This window comes from Streptomyces sp. NPDC127097, assembly GCF_042724075.1.
Classification (GTDB): Bacteria; Actinomycetota; Actinomycetes; order Streptomycetales; family Streptomycetaceae; genus Streptomyces.
In genome coordinates this window covers 40,425-55,871 of sequence record NZ_JBHXFI010000039.1, presented here as the reverse complement: position 1 = coordinate 55,871, position 15,447 = coordinate 40,425, and the positions used below count along the sequence as shown (strand labels likewise).

16 protein-coding genes and 1 other RNA gene are annotated in these 15,447 nt (G+C 71.4%); 5 read left to right on the top strand and 12 right to left on the bottom strand.

From position 1 onward, the window contains the following. Positions 1 to 196 precede the first annotated feature (196 nt). The 3 genes from ACFWJW_RS25980 to ACFWJW_RS25970 all read right to left on the bottom strand — a co-directional run bounded on the left by ACFWJW_RS25980 (position 197) and on the right by ACFWJW_RS25970 (position 2,263). Positions 197 to 937 (bottom strand): anti-sigma factor family protein, encoded by a 741-nt coding sequence (locus ACFWJW_RS25980; protein ID WP_387245910.1) that lies wholly within the window; start codon positions 935 to 937, stop codon positions 197 to 199. Further along, complete coding sequence (locus tag ACFWJW_RS25975; RefSeq protein ID WP_107070693.1) at positions 934 to 1,473, bottom strand: sigma-70 family RNA polymerase sigma factor; 540 nt, start codon at positions 1,471 to 1,473, stop codon at positions 934 to 936. The genes ACFWJW_RS25980 and ACFWJW_RS25975 overlap by 4 nt, the downstream gene beginning before the upstream one ends. Positions 1,474 to 1,573: 100 nt before the next feature. Continuing rightward, positions 1,574 to 2,263, bottom strand: a complete 690-nt coding sequence (locus tag ACFWJW_RS25970) for a CGNR zinc finger domain-containing protein (RefSeq protein WP_387245908.1) — start codon at positions 2,261 to 2,263, stop codon at positions 1,574 to 1,576. 261 nt (positions 2,264 to 2,524) lie between these two features. Between ACFWJW_RS25970 and ACFWJW_RS25965 the strand changes: the two genes are divergently transcribed. Next, positions 2,525 to 3,301 (top strand): class I SAM-dependent methyltransferase, encoded by a 777-nt coding sequence (locus tag ACFWJW_RS25965; RefSeq protein ID WP_387245906.1) that lies wholly within the window; start codon positions 2,525 to 2,527, stop codon positions 3,299 to 3,301. Positions 3,302 to 3,434: 133 nt separating this feature from the next. On the opposite strand, the gene ACFWJW_RS25960 is transcribed toward ACFWJW_RS25965, so the two are convergent. After that, positions 3,435 to 4,631 carry a uroporphyrinogen-III synthase gene (locus ACFWJW_RS25960; RefSeq protein ID WP_387245904.1) on the bottom strand — a complete coding sequence of 399 codons (1,197 nt, stop codon included), beginning with the start codon at positions 4,629 to 4,631 and terminating at the stop codon, positions 3,435 to 3,437. A 266-nt stretch (positions 4,632 to 4,897) separates the two neighbouring features. Next, the gene (locus tag ACFWJW_RS25955; RefSeq protein ID WP_387245902.1) at positions 4,898 to 6,343 is read right to left on the bottom strand and encodes a nitrate/nitrite transporter; all 1,446 of its coding nucleotides are present in this window, start codon (positions 6,341 to 6,343) and stop codon (positions 4,898 to 4,900) included. 271 nt (positions 6,344 to 6,614) lie between these two features. Between ACFWJW_RS25955 and ACFWJW_RS25950 the strand changes: the two genes are divergently transcribed. Both ACFWJW_RS25950 and ACFWJW_RS25945 read left to right on the top strand, forming a co-directional pair. Further along, complete coding sequence (locus tag ACFWJW_RS25950; protein WP_387245900.1) at positions 6,615 to 7,442, top strand: helix-turn-helix domain-containing protein; 828 nt, start codon at positions 6,615 to 6,617, stop codon at positions 7,440 to 7,442. Continuing rightward, entirely contained in the window at positions 7,439 to 7,699 is a 261-nt protein-coding gene (locus tag ACFWJW_RS25945) for a DUF397 domain-containing protein (RefSeq protein ID WP_387245898.1), read from the top strand. The genes ACFWJW_RS25950 and ACFWJW_RS25945 overlap by 4 nt, the downstream gene beginning before the upstream one ends. A gap of 6 nt (positions 7,700 to 7,705) precedes the next feature. On the opposite strand, the gene ACFWJW_RS25940 is transcribed toward ACFWJW_RS25945, so the two are convergent. Beyond that, positions 7,706 to 8,248 carry a DUF4232 domain-containing protein gene (locus ACFWJW_RS25940; protein WP_387245896.1) on the bottom strand — a complete coding sequence of 181 codons (543 nt, stop codon included), beginning with the start codon at positions 8,246 to 8,248 and terminating at the stop codon, positions 7,706 to 7,708. A 135-nt stretch (positions 8,249 to 8,383) separates the two neighbouring features. Next, positions 8,384 to 9,358, bottom strand: a complete 975-nt coding sequence (locus ACFWJW_RS25935; RefSeq protein ID WP_387245894.1) for a LysR family transcriptional regulator — start codon at positions 9,356 to 9,358, stop codon at positions 8,384 to 8,386. 122 nt (positions 9,359 to 9,480) lie between these two features. Between ACFWJW_RS25935 and ACFWJW_RS25930 the strand changes: the two genes are divergently transcribed. Beyond that, on the top strand, positions 9,481 to 10,782 hold the full coding sequence (locus ACFWJW_RS25930) for an MFS transporter (protein WP_387245892.1): 1,302 nt from the start codon (positions 9,481 to 9,483) through the stop codon (positions 10,780 to 10,782). Between the two features lie 156 nt (positions 10,783 to 10,938). Here ACFWJW_RS25930 and ssrA read toward each other — a convergent pair. From ssrA to ftsE, 5 genes are all read right to left on the bottom strand, one after another. After that, positions 10,939 to 11,308, bottom strand: a transfer-messenger RNA (tmRNA) gene (gene ssrA, locus ACFWJW_RS25925). 124 nt (positions 11,309 to 11,432) lie between these two features. Beyond that, on the bottom strand, positions 11,433 to 11,930 hold the full coding sequence (gene smpB, locus ACFWJW_RS25920) for an SsrA-binding protein SmpB (RefSeq protein WP_386444751.1): 498 nt from the start codon (positions 11,928 to 11,930) through the stop codon (positions 11,433 to 11,435). Between the two features lie 18 nt (positions 11,931 to 11,948). Continuing rightward, the gene (locus ACFWJW_RS25915; protein ID WP_387245890.1) at positions 11,949 to 13,163 is read right to left on the bottom strand and encodes a S41 family peptidase; all 1,215 of its coding nucleotides are present in this window, start codon (positions 13,161 to 13,163) and stop codon (positions 11,949 to 11,951) included. A gap of 67 nt (positions 13,164 to 13,230) precedes the next feature. Continuing rightward, positions 13,231 to 14,142 (bottom strand): permease-like cell division protein FtsX, encoded by a 912-nt coding sequence (gene ftsX / locus ACFWJW_RS25910; RefSeq protein WP_387245888.1) that lies wholly within the window; start codon positions 14,140 to 14,142, stop codon positions 13,231 to 13,233. 9 nt (positions 14,143 to 14,151) lie between these two features. Further along, positions 14,152 to 14,841, bottom strand: a complete 690-nt coding sequence (ftsE, locus tag ACFWJW_RS25905) for a cell division ATP-binding protein FtsE (protein WP_006605294.1) — start codon at positions 14,839 to 14,841, stop codon at positions 14,152 to 14,154. 250 nt (positions 14,842 to 15,091) lie between these two features. Here ftsE and ACFWJW_RS25900 point away from each other — a divergent pair, with 250 nt between their 5' ends. Further along, entirely contained in the window at positions 15,092 to 15,286 is a 195-nt protein-coding gene (locus ACFWJW_RS25900; protein WP_042155281.1) for a hypothetical protein, read from the top strand. Positions 15,287 to 15,447: the final 161 nt, after the last annotated feature.

Sequence of the window (15,447 nt, the reverse complement as noted above, 5' to 3'; positions counted from 1 at the left end):
AGCCGTCAACCGTACGCGAACCAGGCACGCTGCGCACCTGGTGAAAGGGACAAAAACGGGCGAGTTTGGTCGGATGTTGACTCGGACGGCTACGTCGGGTGTGCCGGGCGGGGGTTTCGCCGATCGGCGCCCCGCGGTTCTTGACCGGCGCCCGCACCGTCTCCGGCCGGGGCGCCGGTCCGGGCACCCCGGATTCTCAGGCTTTGATCGTGGCCAGCCGCTTGCCGTCGAGCGTGTTGATCTCGAAGTGGTCGATGTCGCCGCGGTTGAGGGCCGCGCCGCCGGTCGCGTAGAGCGGCTCGCGGTTCCACTTCTCGGCGCCGCCCGGGATGCCGTAGCCGCCCTTGGGGACCGCCCAGGTGGTGATGGTCTGCCGCTTGCCGTCCTTGCCGACGGCGACCAGATCGCAGCTCTGCGGCCCCTTGACGTTGGCGAGTTCCATGACGACCTGGGTGCCCCAGGGCCGGGCGGCCATGGAGACGCCCGCCGAGACCTTGGTCTCCGGGTCGACGGAGGTCACCTTCTCGCCCGCGGCGTACTGGGCCCGGACGGCGTTCGCCAGCGGCGGCGCCGGCTCCTTGTCGCCTCCCCCGGTGAGGGAGACGGCGGCGAGCGGCCCGCCGACGATCAGCACGACGGCCGCGGCGACCAGGAACAGCCGGCGCCGGCCGCGGCTGCGGCGGGTGGCGTCGACCTCGTCGAGCAGCCCGTCCAGCACCCGGCGGCCGGGGACGGCCGTGATCGTCTCCGGGGTGGGGGCGGACTGCTTGAACTCGGCGAGCACCGGCGTCAGGGCCATCAGCTCCTCGAGTTCGGCCGCGCACCGTTCACAGCCGACGAGATGCCGCTCGAACCGGTCCGCGTCGGCGGCGTCCAGGACGCCCAGCACATAGGCGCCGACGTCGCTGTGCCGGTCCGGCTGCGTGGGCGGGATCACTCCGTCACTCCTCGTTCCTCGAGCGAGAGCTTCAGGGAGCGCAGCGCGTAGAACACCCGGGACCGCACGGTTCCGGCCGGCACGCGCAGCACCTCCGCTGCCTCATTGACCGTACGTTCCTTGAAGTACGTCTCGACGAGGGCCTCTCGGTGGGCCTGGCTCAGGTCGCTCAGCGCCTCGGAGATCGTCATCAGGCGCAGCGCCCGGTCGATCACATCGGCGGCGGGCATGGTCTCCAGCGGGGTCGCGTCGACCTCTTGGGGCCGTGCCTTGCGGCTGCGGTGCCCGTCGATCACGATCCGCCGTGCGACGGTCACCAGCCAGGGACGGATCGAGCCGGTCGCCCGCTGGAGCTGGTCGGCGTTGCGCCAGGCGCGCACCAGCGTCTCCTGCACCACGTCCTCGGCGCGATGCCGGTCGCCCGCCACCAGCCGCAGGACGAAGGCGAGAAGCGGGCCCGCGTGATCGTCATAGAGGGCTCGCATGAGCTCCTCTTCAGGTGTCGTCCTGTCTGCCACGACGGCATCCTTACGCACTCCAACTCCCGGGTCGATAGCCCAGATCGCCCAAGATCGACGGGGACCCTGCCATGAATCGGACTTGCGGTGAGGAGTACGGACGGGACGGACGGGGTGTTCAGCGGCCGGCGGAAAATTTTTCCGCGGCGGTGACGGGGCTCGCGGCGGTGCCCGTAACGGGGTTTGTGACGGGATTCGTGACGGGGTCCGTGGCGGCGTCCCCGGACTGCTCCCGGCGCACCATCGTCCGCCGCCGGTGCCGCGCCACCCGCTCCCGGTTGCCGCACACTTCGCTGGAGCACCAACGACGGCGCCGGCCCCGCGAGGTGTCCAGGTAGACCAGGGTGCAGCTCTCGCCCTCGCACTGCCGCAGCTGCCCGCGCGCCACCGTGTCGGTGAGCAGCCCGATCGCGTCCCGGGCCACCGCGGCCAGCAGACCGGCGCACTCGGGCGGGCCGGTGAGGGCGCGGGCCAGGGTGCCGTCCGCGGCGCGTACCGCAGAGGGAGCGGGCGGCTGTCCGGCGGCGGCCGCGGAGTTGAGCAGCGCCAGATCGGCCCCGTCCGCCTGGCCCCGCAGCTCGTCGTGCACCACCCGGACCAGCAGGTCCCGCAGCGCGCGGAAGTGGCCGAGCCAGCCGGCGTCGACGCCGTCCAGCGGGGTGCCGTGCGGCACCAGGCCCGCGCCGGTCAGCCAGGCCCGCAACTGGTCCGGGCCGGTGAGGCGTTCGGCGGCGGTGCCGTCGGCGGTGGCGGCCAGGTCCAGGCAGAGCCGCCCGCAGTCGAACCGCAGATCGCAAGGCACCGCCATGTTCCTGTCACTCCTTGGGGACCGGACGTGTGTGCTCCCAGAGTGCCCGGCCCGCGGTCCGGCCGGAACCCTCCGGAGGCGGCCACTCCGCGCACCCGCGCCACGTAGACACCACACGTAGACTCTGGGTGTATACACCTGATGTATAGTCCCCGGCACGCGCTCCGCAGGCCGCCCGCACCGGTCCGCCGCATGCTGGGTGCGTGTCCCGCTCCACCTGCCCGGCCTACGCGCCCCAGCCCCTCCAGGACGAAGGTCTCCATGTCGCGCAAGTCCCTGCTCACGAACCGCGCCAGCCTCACCCACAAGGTCGGCTACGCGCTCCGCCACCCGGCCCGGATCACCCCGTACGTCAAACGCACCGCCCGCGACACCTGGCTGCGCCTCAAACACCCCGATCACGTGGCCTACTACCGGGCGGTGATGGCCTCCGACACCGGCCGCAACCCGGAGGCCGCGGTCGGCAGCCGCAGCCATGACCGCTGGCTGGCGCTGGGCGAGATGCAGTTCGACTACCTGGCCGAGCACGGCCTGAAGCCCGACCACCGGATGCTGGACATCGGCTGCGGCAATCTGCGCGCCGGCTGGCGCTTCATCGCCTACCTGGACACCGGCAACTACTACGGCATCGACATCTCGCCGGACATCCTGATCTCCGCGAAGCAGACCCTGACCACCTACGAACTCCAGGACAAACTGCCGCACTTGACGATCACGCAGGACCTGAAGCTGGATTTCCTGCCGTCCGCCCACTTCGACGTCGTCCACGCGCACAGCGTCTTCTCGCACTCACCGCTCGACGTCATCGACGAGTGCCTCGCCCACGTCGGCCGGATTCTGGCCCCCGACGGCTTCTTCGACTTCACCTTCGACCGCACCGAGGGCGCCGAACACCAGGTGCTGCGCGAGGACTTCTACTACCGGACCGAGACCCTGTTGCAGCTCGCCCGCAAGCACGGCCTGGAGGCGCGTTTCATGGACGACTGGGAGAAGCGGCCGCACGGCCAGTCCAAGATCCGCGTCAGCAACCCGGCGTAGGGCGGGGCCTTACACCGGACGGGCCTTAACGCCGGAGGGCCTTAAACGCCGGACGGGCCTTTACGCCGGGCCGCCCCCGTCTCCTGTCCGCCCCCGCCTCCGGACCGGCCCCACCTCCCGACCGCCCCGCCCCCTACTCCCCGCCGTACTTGTCCGTGCCCGCATGCGGGTCCAACGACAGCCGGTAGCCGCGCTTGACGACCGTCTGGATCAGCTTGGGCGCCCCCAGCGCCACCCGCAGCCGGGCCATCGCGGTCTCCACCGCATGCTCGTCCCGGCCCGCGCCCGGCAGCGCCCGCAGCAGGTCGGCACGGGACACCACCCAGCCGGGGCGGCGGGCCAGCGCGCGCAGCAGCCCCATGCCGGCCGGCGGCACCGGCCGCAGCACCCCGTCCAGCACCACGGCGTGCCCCCGGATCTCCAGCCGCCGCCCGGCCACCGGCAACGGCCGTACCCGGCCCGGGAGTTCCCGGCACAGCAGCTGCACCAGCGGCCCCAGCCGGAACCGCTCCGGCTGGAGGGTGGGCACGTCCTCCGCCTCCAACGGCAGCGCGGTCACCGGCCCCACGCACACCGTCAGCACGTCCCGCCGCAGCGCCGCCAGCACCTCCTCGCGGATCCCGCGCTCCCCGGCCCGGCGCAGCAGCGACGCGGCGGCCGGCGCGCTGGTGAAGGTCACCGCGTCCAGCCCGCGCCCGGTCACCGCGTCCAGCAGCCGGTCGACCGGCCCGATGTCCTCCGGCGGCATCCAGCGGTAGACGGGGACGCCGACGACCTCGGCGCCGTCCGCCCGCAGCGCCTCCACGAACCCCGGCAGCGGCTCCCCGTGCAGCTGGAGGGCCACCCGGCGCCCGGCGACGCCCTCCGCCAGCAGCCGGTCCAGCACCTCGGCCATCGACTCGGAGGCCGGTGACCACTTCTCGGTCAGCCCGGCGGCCCGGATGGCACCCCGCACCTTGGGCCCGCGCGCCAGCAGCTCCACCCCGGCCAGCCGGTCCAGCAGCGCCTCGCCCAGGCCCCAGCCCTCCGCGGCCTCGATCCAGCCGCGGAAGCCGATCGCCGTCGTGGCGACGACGATGTCCGGTGCGTGCTCGATCAGGTCCCGGGTCACCGCCAGCAGCTCGGTGTCATCGGGCAGCGGGACGATCCGCAGGGCGGGCGCGTGCAGCACCTGGGCGCCGCGGCGCTCCAGCAGCGCGCCCAGCTCCTCCGCCCGCCGGGCCGCGGTCACCCCGACGGTGAACCCCTCCAGCGGCCGGACGGCCGGTTCCGCTCCCGATTCCGGCGCCGTCCGCCCCGTCTCGCCGTGCTCCTGCTGCTGCTCGTACATGGTCGTCCCGCTCCGCCCAGAGTGGTGTGGTGCCTCGTGCTTCCCGCCCCGCCGCGGCTCGGGCGGCACGGAGTGCCAGGACGCCAGCGTGCCAACGGCACGTGACAGCCCCGGTCCTCCCATATTTCCCCGGGGTTACGACGCTCCGCACGCCCGGCCCGTACGACCGGGCGGATACGGGGCGGGCGCGAGGGAGGGAGCGGGGCGGGCGCGGCGCCCCCCGGAGCCCGCCGCGCCCGCCCCTCCCCCTCCGCTCACGCCTCCCCTCACACCTCCGCGTACACCGCGGGCCGCGCCTCGTCCGCCGGAGCCGCGTCCGGCGCGCCCGCCGCCCGCGCCGTACGCCGCGCACGGGCCGCCGGGCGCAGGTATACGGCCCAGGTCACCCCGCCGCACACCACATAGCAGCCGAGGAACGACACAAAGGCCGGCGTGCCCGACCCCGCCACCAGGAACGACTGGCGAAAGGCGAGGTTGATGGCCAGCCCGCCGAGCGCGCCCACCGCCCCGATCAGCCCCATCGCCGCCCCGGACAGCCGCCGCCCGTACGCCGCGGCCTCCTCCCCCACCAGCCCGCGCCGCAGCGCCTGGGCCTGGAAGATCCCCGGGATCATCTTGTACGTGGAGCCGTTGCCGAGCCCCGTCAGCACGAACAGCGCGATGAACCCGACGAGGAACACCGGCAGCGACCGCACCGACGACGCATAGATGACGACGCCGGTGGCCAGCCCCATCGCCGCGAAGTTGCCCAGCGTGATCCGGGCGCCGCCGAACCGGTCCGCCAGCCGCCCGCCGACCGGCCGGATCAGCGACCCCAGCAGCGGCCCGATGAAGGTCAGCGACGCCGCCTGGAGGGGCGTCCGCGCGAACTGGTTCTGAAGCACCAGGCCGAAGGCGAAGCTGTAGCCGATGAACGATCCGAAGGTGCCGAGGTACAGCAGCGACATCACCCAGGTGTGCGGCTCCCGGGCGGCGTCGAGGGCCGCCCCGGTGTCGTTCGTCACCGGCGCGAGGTTGTCCATGAACAGCGCCGCACACACTGCCGCGACCACGATCAGCGGCACATAAACGGCCAGCACGATCCGCGGATGCGCGGCCCCCGCGGTGCCGATCACCAGCAGCCCCAGCAGCTGGATCACCGGCACCCCGATGTTCCCGCCCCCGGCGTTCATCCCCAGCGCCCACCCCTTCTTCCGCAGCGGATAGAAGGAGTTGATGTTGGTCATCGACGAGGCGAAGTTCCCGCCGCCGACCCCCGCCAGCGCCGCGACCAGCAGGAACGTCGTATACGAGGTGCCCGGCTCCAGCACCACCGCCGCCACCGACGTCGGCACCAGCAGCATCACGGCGCTGATCACCGTCCAGTTGCGCCCGCCGAACCGCGCCACCGCGAAGGTGTACGGCACCCGCAGCACCCCGCCCACCGCCGTCGGCAACGCCACCAGGAAGAACTTCTCGGCCGGCGCGATCCCGTACTCGGGCCCCATGAACAGCACCATCACCGACCACAGGCTCCAGATCGAGAACCCGATGTGCTCGGAGAGCACGGAGAACACCAGATTCCGCCGGGCGATCCGCTCCCCCGTCTCCCGCCAGAAGCCCTCGTCCTCCGGGTCCCAGCGCTCGATCCACCGGCCGCCCCTCCGCGGCCGGCTCTCGCCATGGCTGCCGTCAGGGCTCTCGTTACGGGTCTCTGCTGCCGCGGCCGTCATCGCGCCTCCCAGGGGGTCGGGTCCTGAGTTCGACGCTAGGGATGGCGGATTTCCATACCGTGCCGCCCGGTGACACGTACGAAACCTTGCGCTCACGGGGTGTGGTGGGAGCGGGTGAGGGCCCACGGCCGCTCATGCAGGGGCGATCCGCGCATTCCTCCGACAACGGTCGCGCTGCGTAACTATGCTGCCGCGGCAGACGGACCCGTACTCCTCGTGAGTACGGGCGCACACACGGTCACCGGGGCCCGACCAGGGGGAGTGGAAGGCCATGCAGTCGCGAAAGAAGCCGAAGAACCGGCACTCCGCAGCCATGGAAGTCATCGGCGCGCAACTGGCGATGTTCCGCGTCAAAGCCGGACTCACCCAGCGCGCCCTCGGCGAACGGGCCTCCGTCGCCGAGGAGACCATCGCCTCCATCGAACAGGGCAGGCGGGCCCTGATGCCTCACCTGGCACGGGAGCTCGATCAACTCCTGGGAACGGGAGGGGCGTTGGCGACGGGGGTGGAGAACCTGCCGCCGAAGGAGAAGTATCCGATCTGGGCGGAGGAGTTCATCGCGTATGAGAAGCAAGCTGTTGCCCTGTCGGGGTACGAGAACCAAGTACTTCCGGGTTTGCTCCAAACCGAGCCGTACGCCCGCGCGACGTTCCGCAGCGACCTTCCGTCCCTGAGCAAGGAGACGATGGAGCTGCGTGTCGCGGGACGGCTGGAACGCCAAGAGGTCTTGCACCGCGACGTACCCGTCATTGCCAGCTTCATCATCTCGGAGGCCGTCCTCAGGGATCACCTCGGTGGCTGTGAGGTCATGCGGGAACAGCTGCGGCATCTGCGGGCATGTACCGATCTCCCTGGAGTGGCAATTCAGGTCATGCCGTTCGGCAACACCAGCCATGCCGGTCTCTCCGGGCCTTTCGTGCTGCTGGAGACCTCAGACCACCAGCGCCTCGCCTACTCCGAGACGCAGATCGGCAGCCACCTCATCTCCGACGCAGACAAGGTCAGCAGCCTCACCCAGAAATATGGAATGCTGCGAATGCAGGCCCTCAACGCCGAAGAGACCACGGGTCTGTTGGACCGGCTGCTAGGAGAGCAATGACCGACCTGATGTGGTTCAAGTCCAGCTACAGCAGTGAGCAAGGCGGCAACTGTCTCGAAGTGGCTTACGAATGGCGCAAGTCCACCCACAGCGGCAGCGAGGGCGGCGCCTGCCTAGAGGTAGCCACCCACCCCACCACCATCCACATCCGCGACTCCAAGGACCCCGAGGGCCCGCACCTCGACGTCTCGCCGGGCGCCTGGGCCGCGTTCACCTCGTTCGCGGCACGTACTACCACCGCCACAACGGCCCCGTAACCAGGGCTACTCGGCCGCTTCGCGCGGCGGGTCCATCCAGATCGTGTCGGCGCAGATGTTCATCCGCAGCCGCTTGCCCTGCTCGTCGCGGGCCACGACGGCCTGGCCCCCCGCCTTGTCGTGCGGCGCGGACACCACGGCGGTGTCATTGGTGACGGCCACGGGCTCGTTCAGCAGCGAGCCCTTGGGGCAGTCCCGGTAGCGCAGGCCGGCCGTGACCTTGCCGCCGCGCCGCAGGTCTATCGGCAGGGCCCGGCCGTGTCCGCGGGCGTCGGACTGGGGGCCCTTGCCGAGGTGGACCACGAAGGCCGGGAAGCCGCGGAACACACAGGGGTCCGTGCCCTTGTTGACGACGGACAGCCGGGCCTCGCGGTGCTTGGCGCGCGGCTGCTTCTTGAGGACGGTGACCTTCCACCGCAGGCCCTTGGTGGTGCAGTTGGTGTGCAGCGCCGCCATCCGCGGGGAGCCGCAGCCGGTCAGGGCCAGGCCCGCCGTGACGGTCAAGGCCAGCGCGGCGGCCGCCGCCGCGAGTAGTGAACGCCGTCGCACGGCCGCTCCTCCTGTTCGTTCCACGGACGATTCCCTGCCGTTAAGGAAAGGTTTTCCCGCGCCCGCGGTTGCCTGTGCGTGGCTATTTTCTGCCGTACGTGGCGCAACGCCGGTCCGTCACCCGTGCGCCGGTCGTCACCCGTCCACGCCCATCGCCCGCGCATCCGCCTCCGGGAGCCACCAGGCGGCCCCGGGCGGCGCCAGCCAGGCGTGCCGCCCGGCCAGTTCCGTCGCGGCCGCCCGCAGCGCGTCCAGCCCCGGATGCCGCAGCCCGCGCCGCCACACCATCGACACCGGCGACAGCGGTACGGGGTCGACGAGCGGCCGCAGCACCATCCCCGGCACGTCCATGAACTCCACGCTCGCCAGCACCGACCAGCCCCGCTTGCGCACCACCCGGACGAACTCCTGCGAGCCCTCGATCTCCGGGAACGGCTCGGCCGTCGCGATGCCGCGCCCCGCGAAGAGCCGCTCGGCCAGGTCGGTCCACTCCACGGTCTGCGGATTCCCGGCGGCGGCGTAGAGCGTCTCGCCGGCCAGTTCCGCGAGCGGGACGGCGGGCCGGGCGGCCAGCGGGTGATCGTCGCGCAGCAGGACCGCCATCGGCTCCAGCCGGACCGGCTGATGGTCGAGACCGGCGCGGACGTCGGCGGGCAGCGCCGCGTACCGGCCGAAGGAGACATCGAGCCGGCCGGCCGCCATCTCGGCCGCGGCCCCCGTCAGGCCGCTGTGGAAGCGGGCGACCAGCTCACAGTCGTCCGGCAGCCGGCCCCTGGCCGCCTCCAGCACCGCGTGGGCGGTACCGATCGGCACGCTCACATCGACCAGCAGCGGCCGCTCGGGCGCGGAGCGGAACGCGGCGGCCAGCTCGTCCTGCGCGGTCAACACCCGCCGCGCGTACGGCAGCAGCCGCTCCCCGTCCGCCGTCAGCGCGACCCGGCGGGTGCTCCGTACGAACAGGGTGGCGCCCAACTCCCGCTCCAGCCGCCGGATATCGCGGCTCAGCGCCTGCTGGGCGACGTACAGCCGGGCGGCGGCCCGGGTGAAGTGCAGCTCCTCGGCGACGGCGGTGAACGCGCGCAGCAGTCGCGGATCGATGTCGTACGGCATCGGGCCATCCTGGCAGGATCAGCGGCGGGAGCCACCCTCGATTTCATTGACAACCCAGCCGCGTAAATGGGCGCTGACCAGGTGTTGGACGGGCGGGGGCCGCGGCGGCGACCGTAGACGGCATGATCCTCTTCCTCGCCGCCCGGCCGGTCACCGCCCCTCCCGTACGCCCGGCCCCGCGCCGCCGCCGCGCACGCTTCCGTCCGCTCGCCCGCCGCCGCCCGTTCGCGCCCTACCGGCGGATCTTCGCCGTCCCCGGCACCCGCGCCTTCACGGCCGCCAACCTGCCGGCCCGGCTGCCCATGGGGATGCTCAGCATCAGCGCGGTCCTGATGATCGCCGGCACGCGCGGCTCCTATGCGCTCGCCGGGGCGGTCACCGCCACCGGGCTGGCGGCCACGGCGCTCGCCGGTCCCTGGACCGCCCGGCTGATCGACCGCTACGGCCAGTCCCGTATCGCGGTCCCGGCCACCGCCCTCGCCACCCTCGGCTCGCTCTCCCTCCTCCTCTGCGTCCACTACGGCGCGCCGGACTGGACCCTCTTCGCCTCGTACGCCGCCACCGCGACGACGCCCAACACCGGCGGGATGTCCCGCGCCCGCTGGGCGCACCTCTTCCGCGACGACCCGGCCGCCCGGCACACCGCCAACTCCTTCGAACAGGCCGCGGACGAGCTGTGCTTCCTGCTCGGGCCGGTGCTCGCCACGCTGCTGTGCACCACCCTCTTCCCGGAGGCGGGCACGGCGGTGGGCGCGGCGCTGCTGCTGACCGGGGTGCTGCTCTTCGCGGCCCAGCGCCGCACCGAGCCCCCGGCCGCCGCCCGCGCCGCGACCGGCGCCCCGGCCCGCACCCCGCTGCGTCTGCCGGGCCTCCCGCCCCTCCTGCTCACCTTCCTCTGCACCGGCGCGATCTTCGGCTCCCTGGAGGTGGTCACCCTCGCCTACGCCGACGCCCACGGCATCCGCTCCGCCGGGGGCGCCCTGCTGGCCCTCCAGGCGGCCGGCTCCGGCGCGGCCGGGCTGCTCTACGGGCTGCTGCCGCCCGCGGCCCGTACCGGCCGGCGCTTCCTCCGCTGCGCCGGCGCCATGGCGGCCCTGATGCTGCTCCCGCTGCTCGCCGCGTCCACGGGGAGCGCGGCAGCACTGGCCGTCGCCCTCCTGGCCGCCGGTATGGCCACCGCGCCGACCATGGTCACCGGCATGGGCCTGGTCCAGTCGCGGACGCCGCCGGGGCAGCTGAACGAGGGCATGACCCTCGCCGTGACCGCACTGCTCGGCGGTATCGCGGCCGGCTCGGCGGGCGGCGGCTGGGCGGTCGACCGCCTGGCCGGTGCGGGCGCGGCCTACGGGGTGCCCGCGGCGGCGGCCGCCCTCGCGCTGACCGTCACCCTGCTCACGGGCCGCCGTCCCCGGCACCGCCCGTGAAACGACCTCACGGGCCGCCGGCGCCCGCACCGCCCGTGACCGGCGCCCACACACCGCCCGTGAAACGACTCAGGCCCCGCTGTCCTCACGGACAGACGGGGCCTGGGCCTACATGGGATGACGGGGTCCGGGGGGCATACCCCCCGGCTCTCCGTGTGGTGGAGATGGCGGGAATCGAACCCGCGTCCAACGGTGCGGAATCAGGGCTTCTCCGAGTGCAGTTCGCTGCGATTTTCTCGGCCCCGGAGATCACGCGAACAAGTCTCCGACGGGCCCAGTCACTGTTTAATTTCCTTCTGCACCCCGTGACCGGGTCCAGAAGTTTAGTTCCCTAGCTGATGCCAGGATCCGGGTCGGGAACATCCCCGGGCTGACACTTCGCAAGTCGCTACTTAGGCAGCGAGGGCGAAGGAATCGCGCTTGGTGTTGGCGATTATTGGTTGCGACATATGGTTAACGAGATCATTGCCGCTTCCTCGACTCGCTTCCCCTGCTTCGACATCCGCTGTCGAAACCGATCATCCCCATGTTGATTTATCAAGGTGGTGCCTGCGCCCCTCGTGGGGTGCGGAGCCATCGTACGGGAACAACGCCCGCGGTTGCCAGCGTATTCCCGGGAGCCCGGCCGGACCGGGCCCCATCGGGGCAGATCAGGCCCGCTGCCGCCGCCGGGCCGCGGAGATCGCCCGGTCGGTCTCCCGGCGGTCCTGCTGCTCGCGCAGCGTCTGCCGCTTGTCGTACTCCTTCTTGCCCTTGGCCAGCGCGATCTCGACCTTGGCCCGGCCGTCCTTGAAATAGAGGGCGAGCGGCACGATCGTGTGGCCCGACTCCTGGCTCTTGGACGCCAGCTTGTCGATCTCGGCGCGGTGCATCAGCAGCTTCCGCTTGCGCCGCGCACTGTGATTCGTCCAGGTGCCCTGGGCGTATTCCGGAATATGTACGTTGTGCAGCCATGCCTCGTTGTCGTCGATCTGGACGAAACCGTCCACCAGCGACGCCCGGCCCTGCCGCAGCGACTTCACCTCGGTGCCGGTCAGCACCAGACCACACTCATAGGTGTCCAGAATGTGGTAGTCGTGCCGCGCCTTCTTGTGCTGCGCCACGAGCTTGCGCCCCGGGTCTTTGCCCTTGCCCTTGTCCTTAGCCATAGTGCGGCCATTTTCGCACTAAGACCCGCCCCCGAGGCCACTCAATACCGTGCGGGCCCGTTTCTCGGCTCCGCTGCCCGCGACCAGGTCGGGCGTGAGGCCGGAGTCGTCGACGGTCCGGCCCGACGGCGTGCGGTACTGGCCGACGGTCAGCTCGGCGACCGAGCCGTCCGGGAGCTCGCTGGGCATCTGCACCGCGCCCTTGCCGAAGGTCGGGGAGCCGACCAGCACCGCCCGGCCGCGGTCCTGGAGGGCGCCGGCCAGCAGCTCGGCGGCGCTCATCGTGCCCCCGTCGACGAGGACCACCAGCGGAAGGTGCGTGTTCCCGCCGCGCTTCGCGTACAGGGCACGCTGATCGCCGTGGACGTCGTAGGTCGCGACCAGGCCGCCGTCCAGGAAGGCGGAGGCGGTGGCGACGGCCTCGGTGACCAGGCCGCCGGTGTTGCCCCGCAGGTCGAGCAGCATGCCGTCGTCCCCGGAGGCCCGGCGCACCGCGCGGCGGACCTCGTCTCCGGTGCCCTTGGTGAACGCGGCGATCTTGACGCGGGTCGGGCCCTGGCCACCGGCCGGCCGGTCGACGACGACATTGCGGGATCTGAGCCGGGTGCGGTGCAGCGTCTCCGTCCAGCGGCGGTCGCCGCGCTGAAGGTCCAGGGTCACCGGGCTGCCGGCCGTGGCGGGACCACGGGCGTCCTCGGAGGAGGCGCCGCGCAGCCGGGCGACGACCTCGGTGACCGGGGCGTGCCGGGTGCTGCGGCCGTCGACGGCGCGCAGCCGGTCACCCACCGCGATACCGGCCCGTGCGGCGGGGCTGCCGGGCTGGACCCGGGACACCGCGATCCGGCCGCCGTCCGCGGGCCGTACCCAGATCCCGACGCCGACGTAGCCGCCGCCCAACTGCTCCTGGAAATCCTCGTACTCGCCCGGGGTGTAGATCGTCGACCAGCGGTCGCCGCTGCGGCTGACGACCTCGGCGGCGGCCTGCGCACCGGACTTGCCGTCCTCGACGGCCTCGGAAGCGGCCCGTTCGACGGCGGCGCGGTCCGCGAGGTCGGACTTACGGGCATGCGCTCCGGAGGGCATCCGGTCCGGGGTGTGCCCGGCGGCGCCCTCCGCCGCGTCGCTCCACGTCCCCGTCACCACACCGGTGGCGAGGACGCTCGCGAGGAACAACGTCAGGGCCGCCCCGCGGCGAATGCGGCGGGGCCGGTCGTACGAACACGGGCCCGACATGCCGGTGAGTCTAGGGGACAAAAGGGCGCCGTACGGCAAGTTGCCGTACGGCGCCCCTTGGCAAAGCTCACACCTTGAGGTACTTGCGCAACGCGAAGAACGCGGCGAGCGCAGGCATCAGCAGCCCGATCAGAAGGACCAGCGGGAGGACCGTCACCACCGAGTCCCAGCCGATGAAGTTGATCACCTGGATCTTCTTCGCCAGCCAGTTGTTGACGAGGATGTACTTGCCGCCGACGATCAGCACACAGGCGAAGGCGGCGCCGAGCAGGCCCGCGATGGCCGCCTCCAGGATGAACGGCATCTGGATGTAGAAGCTGGACGCTCCCACCAGCCGCATGATCCCGGTCTCCCGCCTCCTGCTGAACGCCGACACCCGCACGGTGTTGACGATCAGCATCAGCGCAACGACCAGCATCAGCCCCATCACGACCAGCGCGGCGATGTTCATGCCGTTGAGGAGGTTGAACAGCGGCTCAACGGTGTCCCGTTGGTCCTGCACCTCCATGACGCCGGGCCGCTCGGAGAACGCCGACTTGATGACCGTGAACTTCGTGGGGTCCTTGAGCTTGACGCGGTAGGACTCCGGAAGCTGGTCGGGCGTCACCAGCCCGGCGACGGGGGTGTCCCCGAACTGCTCCTTGTAGTGCTTGTACGCCTGATCGCTGGACTCATAGGTCACGTCCTGCACGATCGGCAGCCGGCCGAGCTCGGCCTTGATGTCGTCCTTCTGCTGCTGGGTGGCCGCGCCCTTCGCGCAGTTGGCACCGCTGTCGGCGTCGTTCTTGTTGCAGAAGAAGATGGAGACGTTGACCTTGTCGTACCAGTAGCCCTTCATGGTGCTGACCTGGTCGCGCATCAGCAGCGAGGCGCCGAACAGACCGAGCGAGAGGGCTACGGAGACGATGACGGCGAACGTCATCGTGAGGTTTCGGCGGAGACCGACGCCGATCTCCGACAGGACGAACTGGGCGCGCATGGCGTCCTTTCAGTGCTGGTAGCCGTACACGCCGCGCGACTGGTCGCGTACGAGCCGGCCCTTCTCGAGTTCCATGACCCGCTTGCGCATCTGGTCGACGATCTGCTGGTCGTGGGTGGCCATGACCACCGTCGTACCGGTCCGGTTGATCCGGTCCAGCAGCTTCATGATGCCGACCGAGGTCTGCGGGTCGAGATTGCCGGTGGGCTCGTCCGCGATGAGCAGCATCGGGCGGTTGACGAACGCCCGCGCGATGGCGACGCGCTGCTGCTCACCACCGGAGAGCTCACCCGGCATACGGTCCTCTTTGCCGCCGAGGCCGACGAGTTCGAGGACCTCGGGAACCGTCTTGCGGATCTGGCCCCTCGGCTTGCCGATGACCTCCAGGGCAAAGGCGACGTTCTCCCCCACGGTCTTGTTGGGGAGCAGCCGGAAGTCCTGGAAGACCGTCCCCACCTGGCGCCGCATCTGCGGAACCTTCCAGTTGGAGAGCTTGGCGAGGTCCTTGCCGAGCACATGCACATGGCCATGGCTGGCCCGTTCCTCGCGCAGCAGCAGCCGCAGGAAGGTGGATTTGCCGGAGCCCGAGGAGCCCACCAGGAAGACGAACTCGCCGCGCTCGATTTCGAGCGAGACGTCCCTGAGTGCGGGACGGGTCTGCTTCGGGTAGGTCTTGGAGACGTTGTCGAATCGGATCACAGATGCACCACGGTCGACCTGGATAGGGGCACGGGTTGCCGAGTTGCGGCGCCCGTCGGTGTGCGTGACCATACGCGAACCTCGCGGGACGGTGCAGTCGGCGTGGAGGGTTGGTGCGTTTATTCACGGCACCTACGGGACAAAAGGCGCACAATCTCGCGGGACGCGCCGTTCCGGCGGCGAGCTGGCACAGTGGAGGAGGGAACCAATGCGCTTTCCGGTGCGTTGGTGCAGTGGAGAAGGAGGTCGCATGACGTACGACCGACTGGTGTGCGCCAATTGCGCGGCCCCTGTGAGCGAGGGCCGCTGCCCCGTGTGCCGGGCCAGCAGGGAACGGCTTCAGCAGCAAGCGGGCGGACTGTTCGCCCAGCTCAGCCCCGCGATGCTGGTGGCGCTGATGATTCTGCTGATCGCGGTGGGCCTACTGCTCCACCAGGCCGTCTGAGACCGAGAGCAGGCTTATTGGGCGGACGCGGCGGCGCGGACGCCGAGGGGCGCGGGGCGGCGGCGCCGGCCCGGGGCCCGCCCACCGCGAATGGGGGGGGGGTGGCCGCCCCGCGCCCCCCGCCCGGGCAGGGTTTTTGAGCGGGGGGGCGAGCAGGGAAA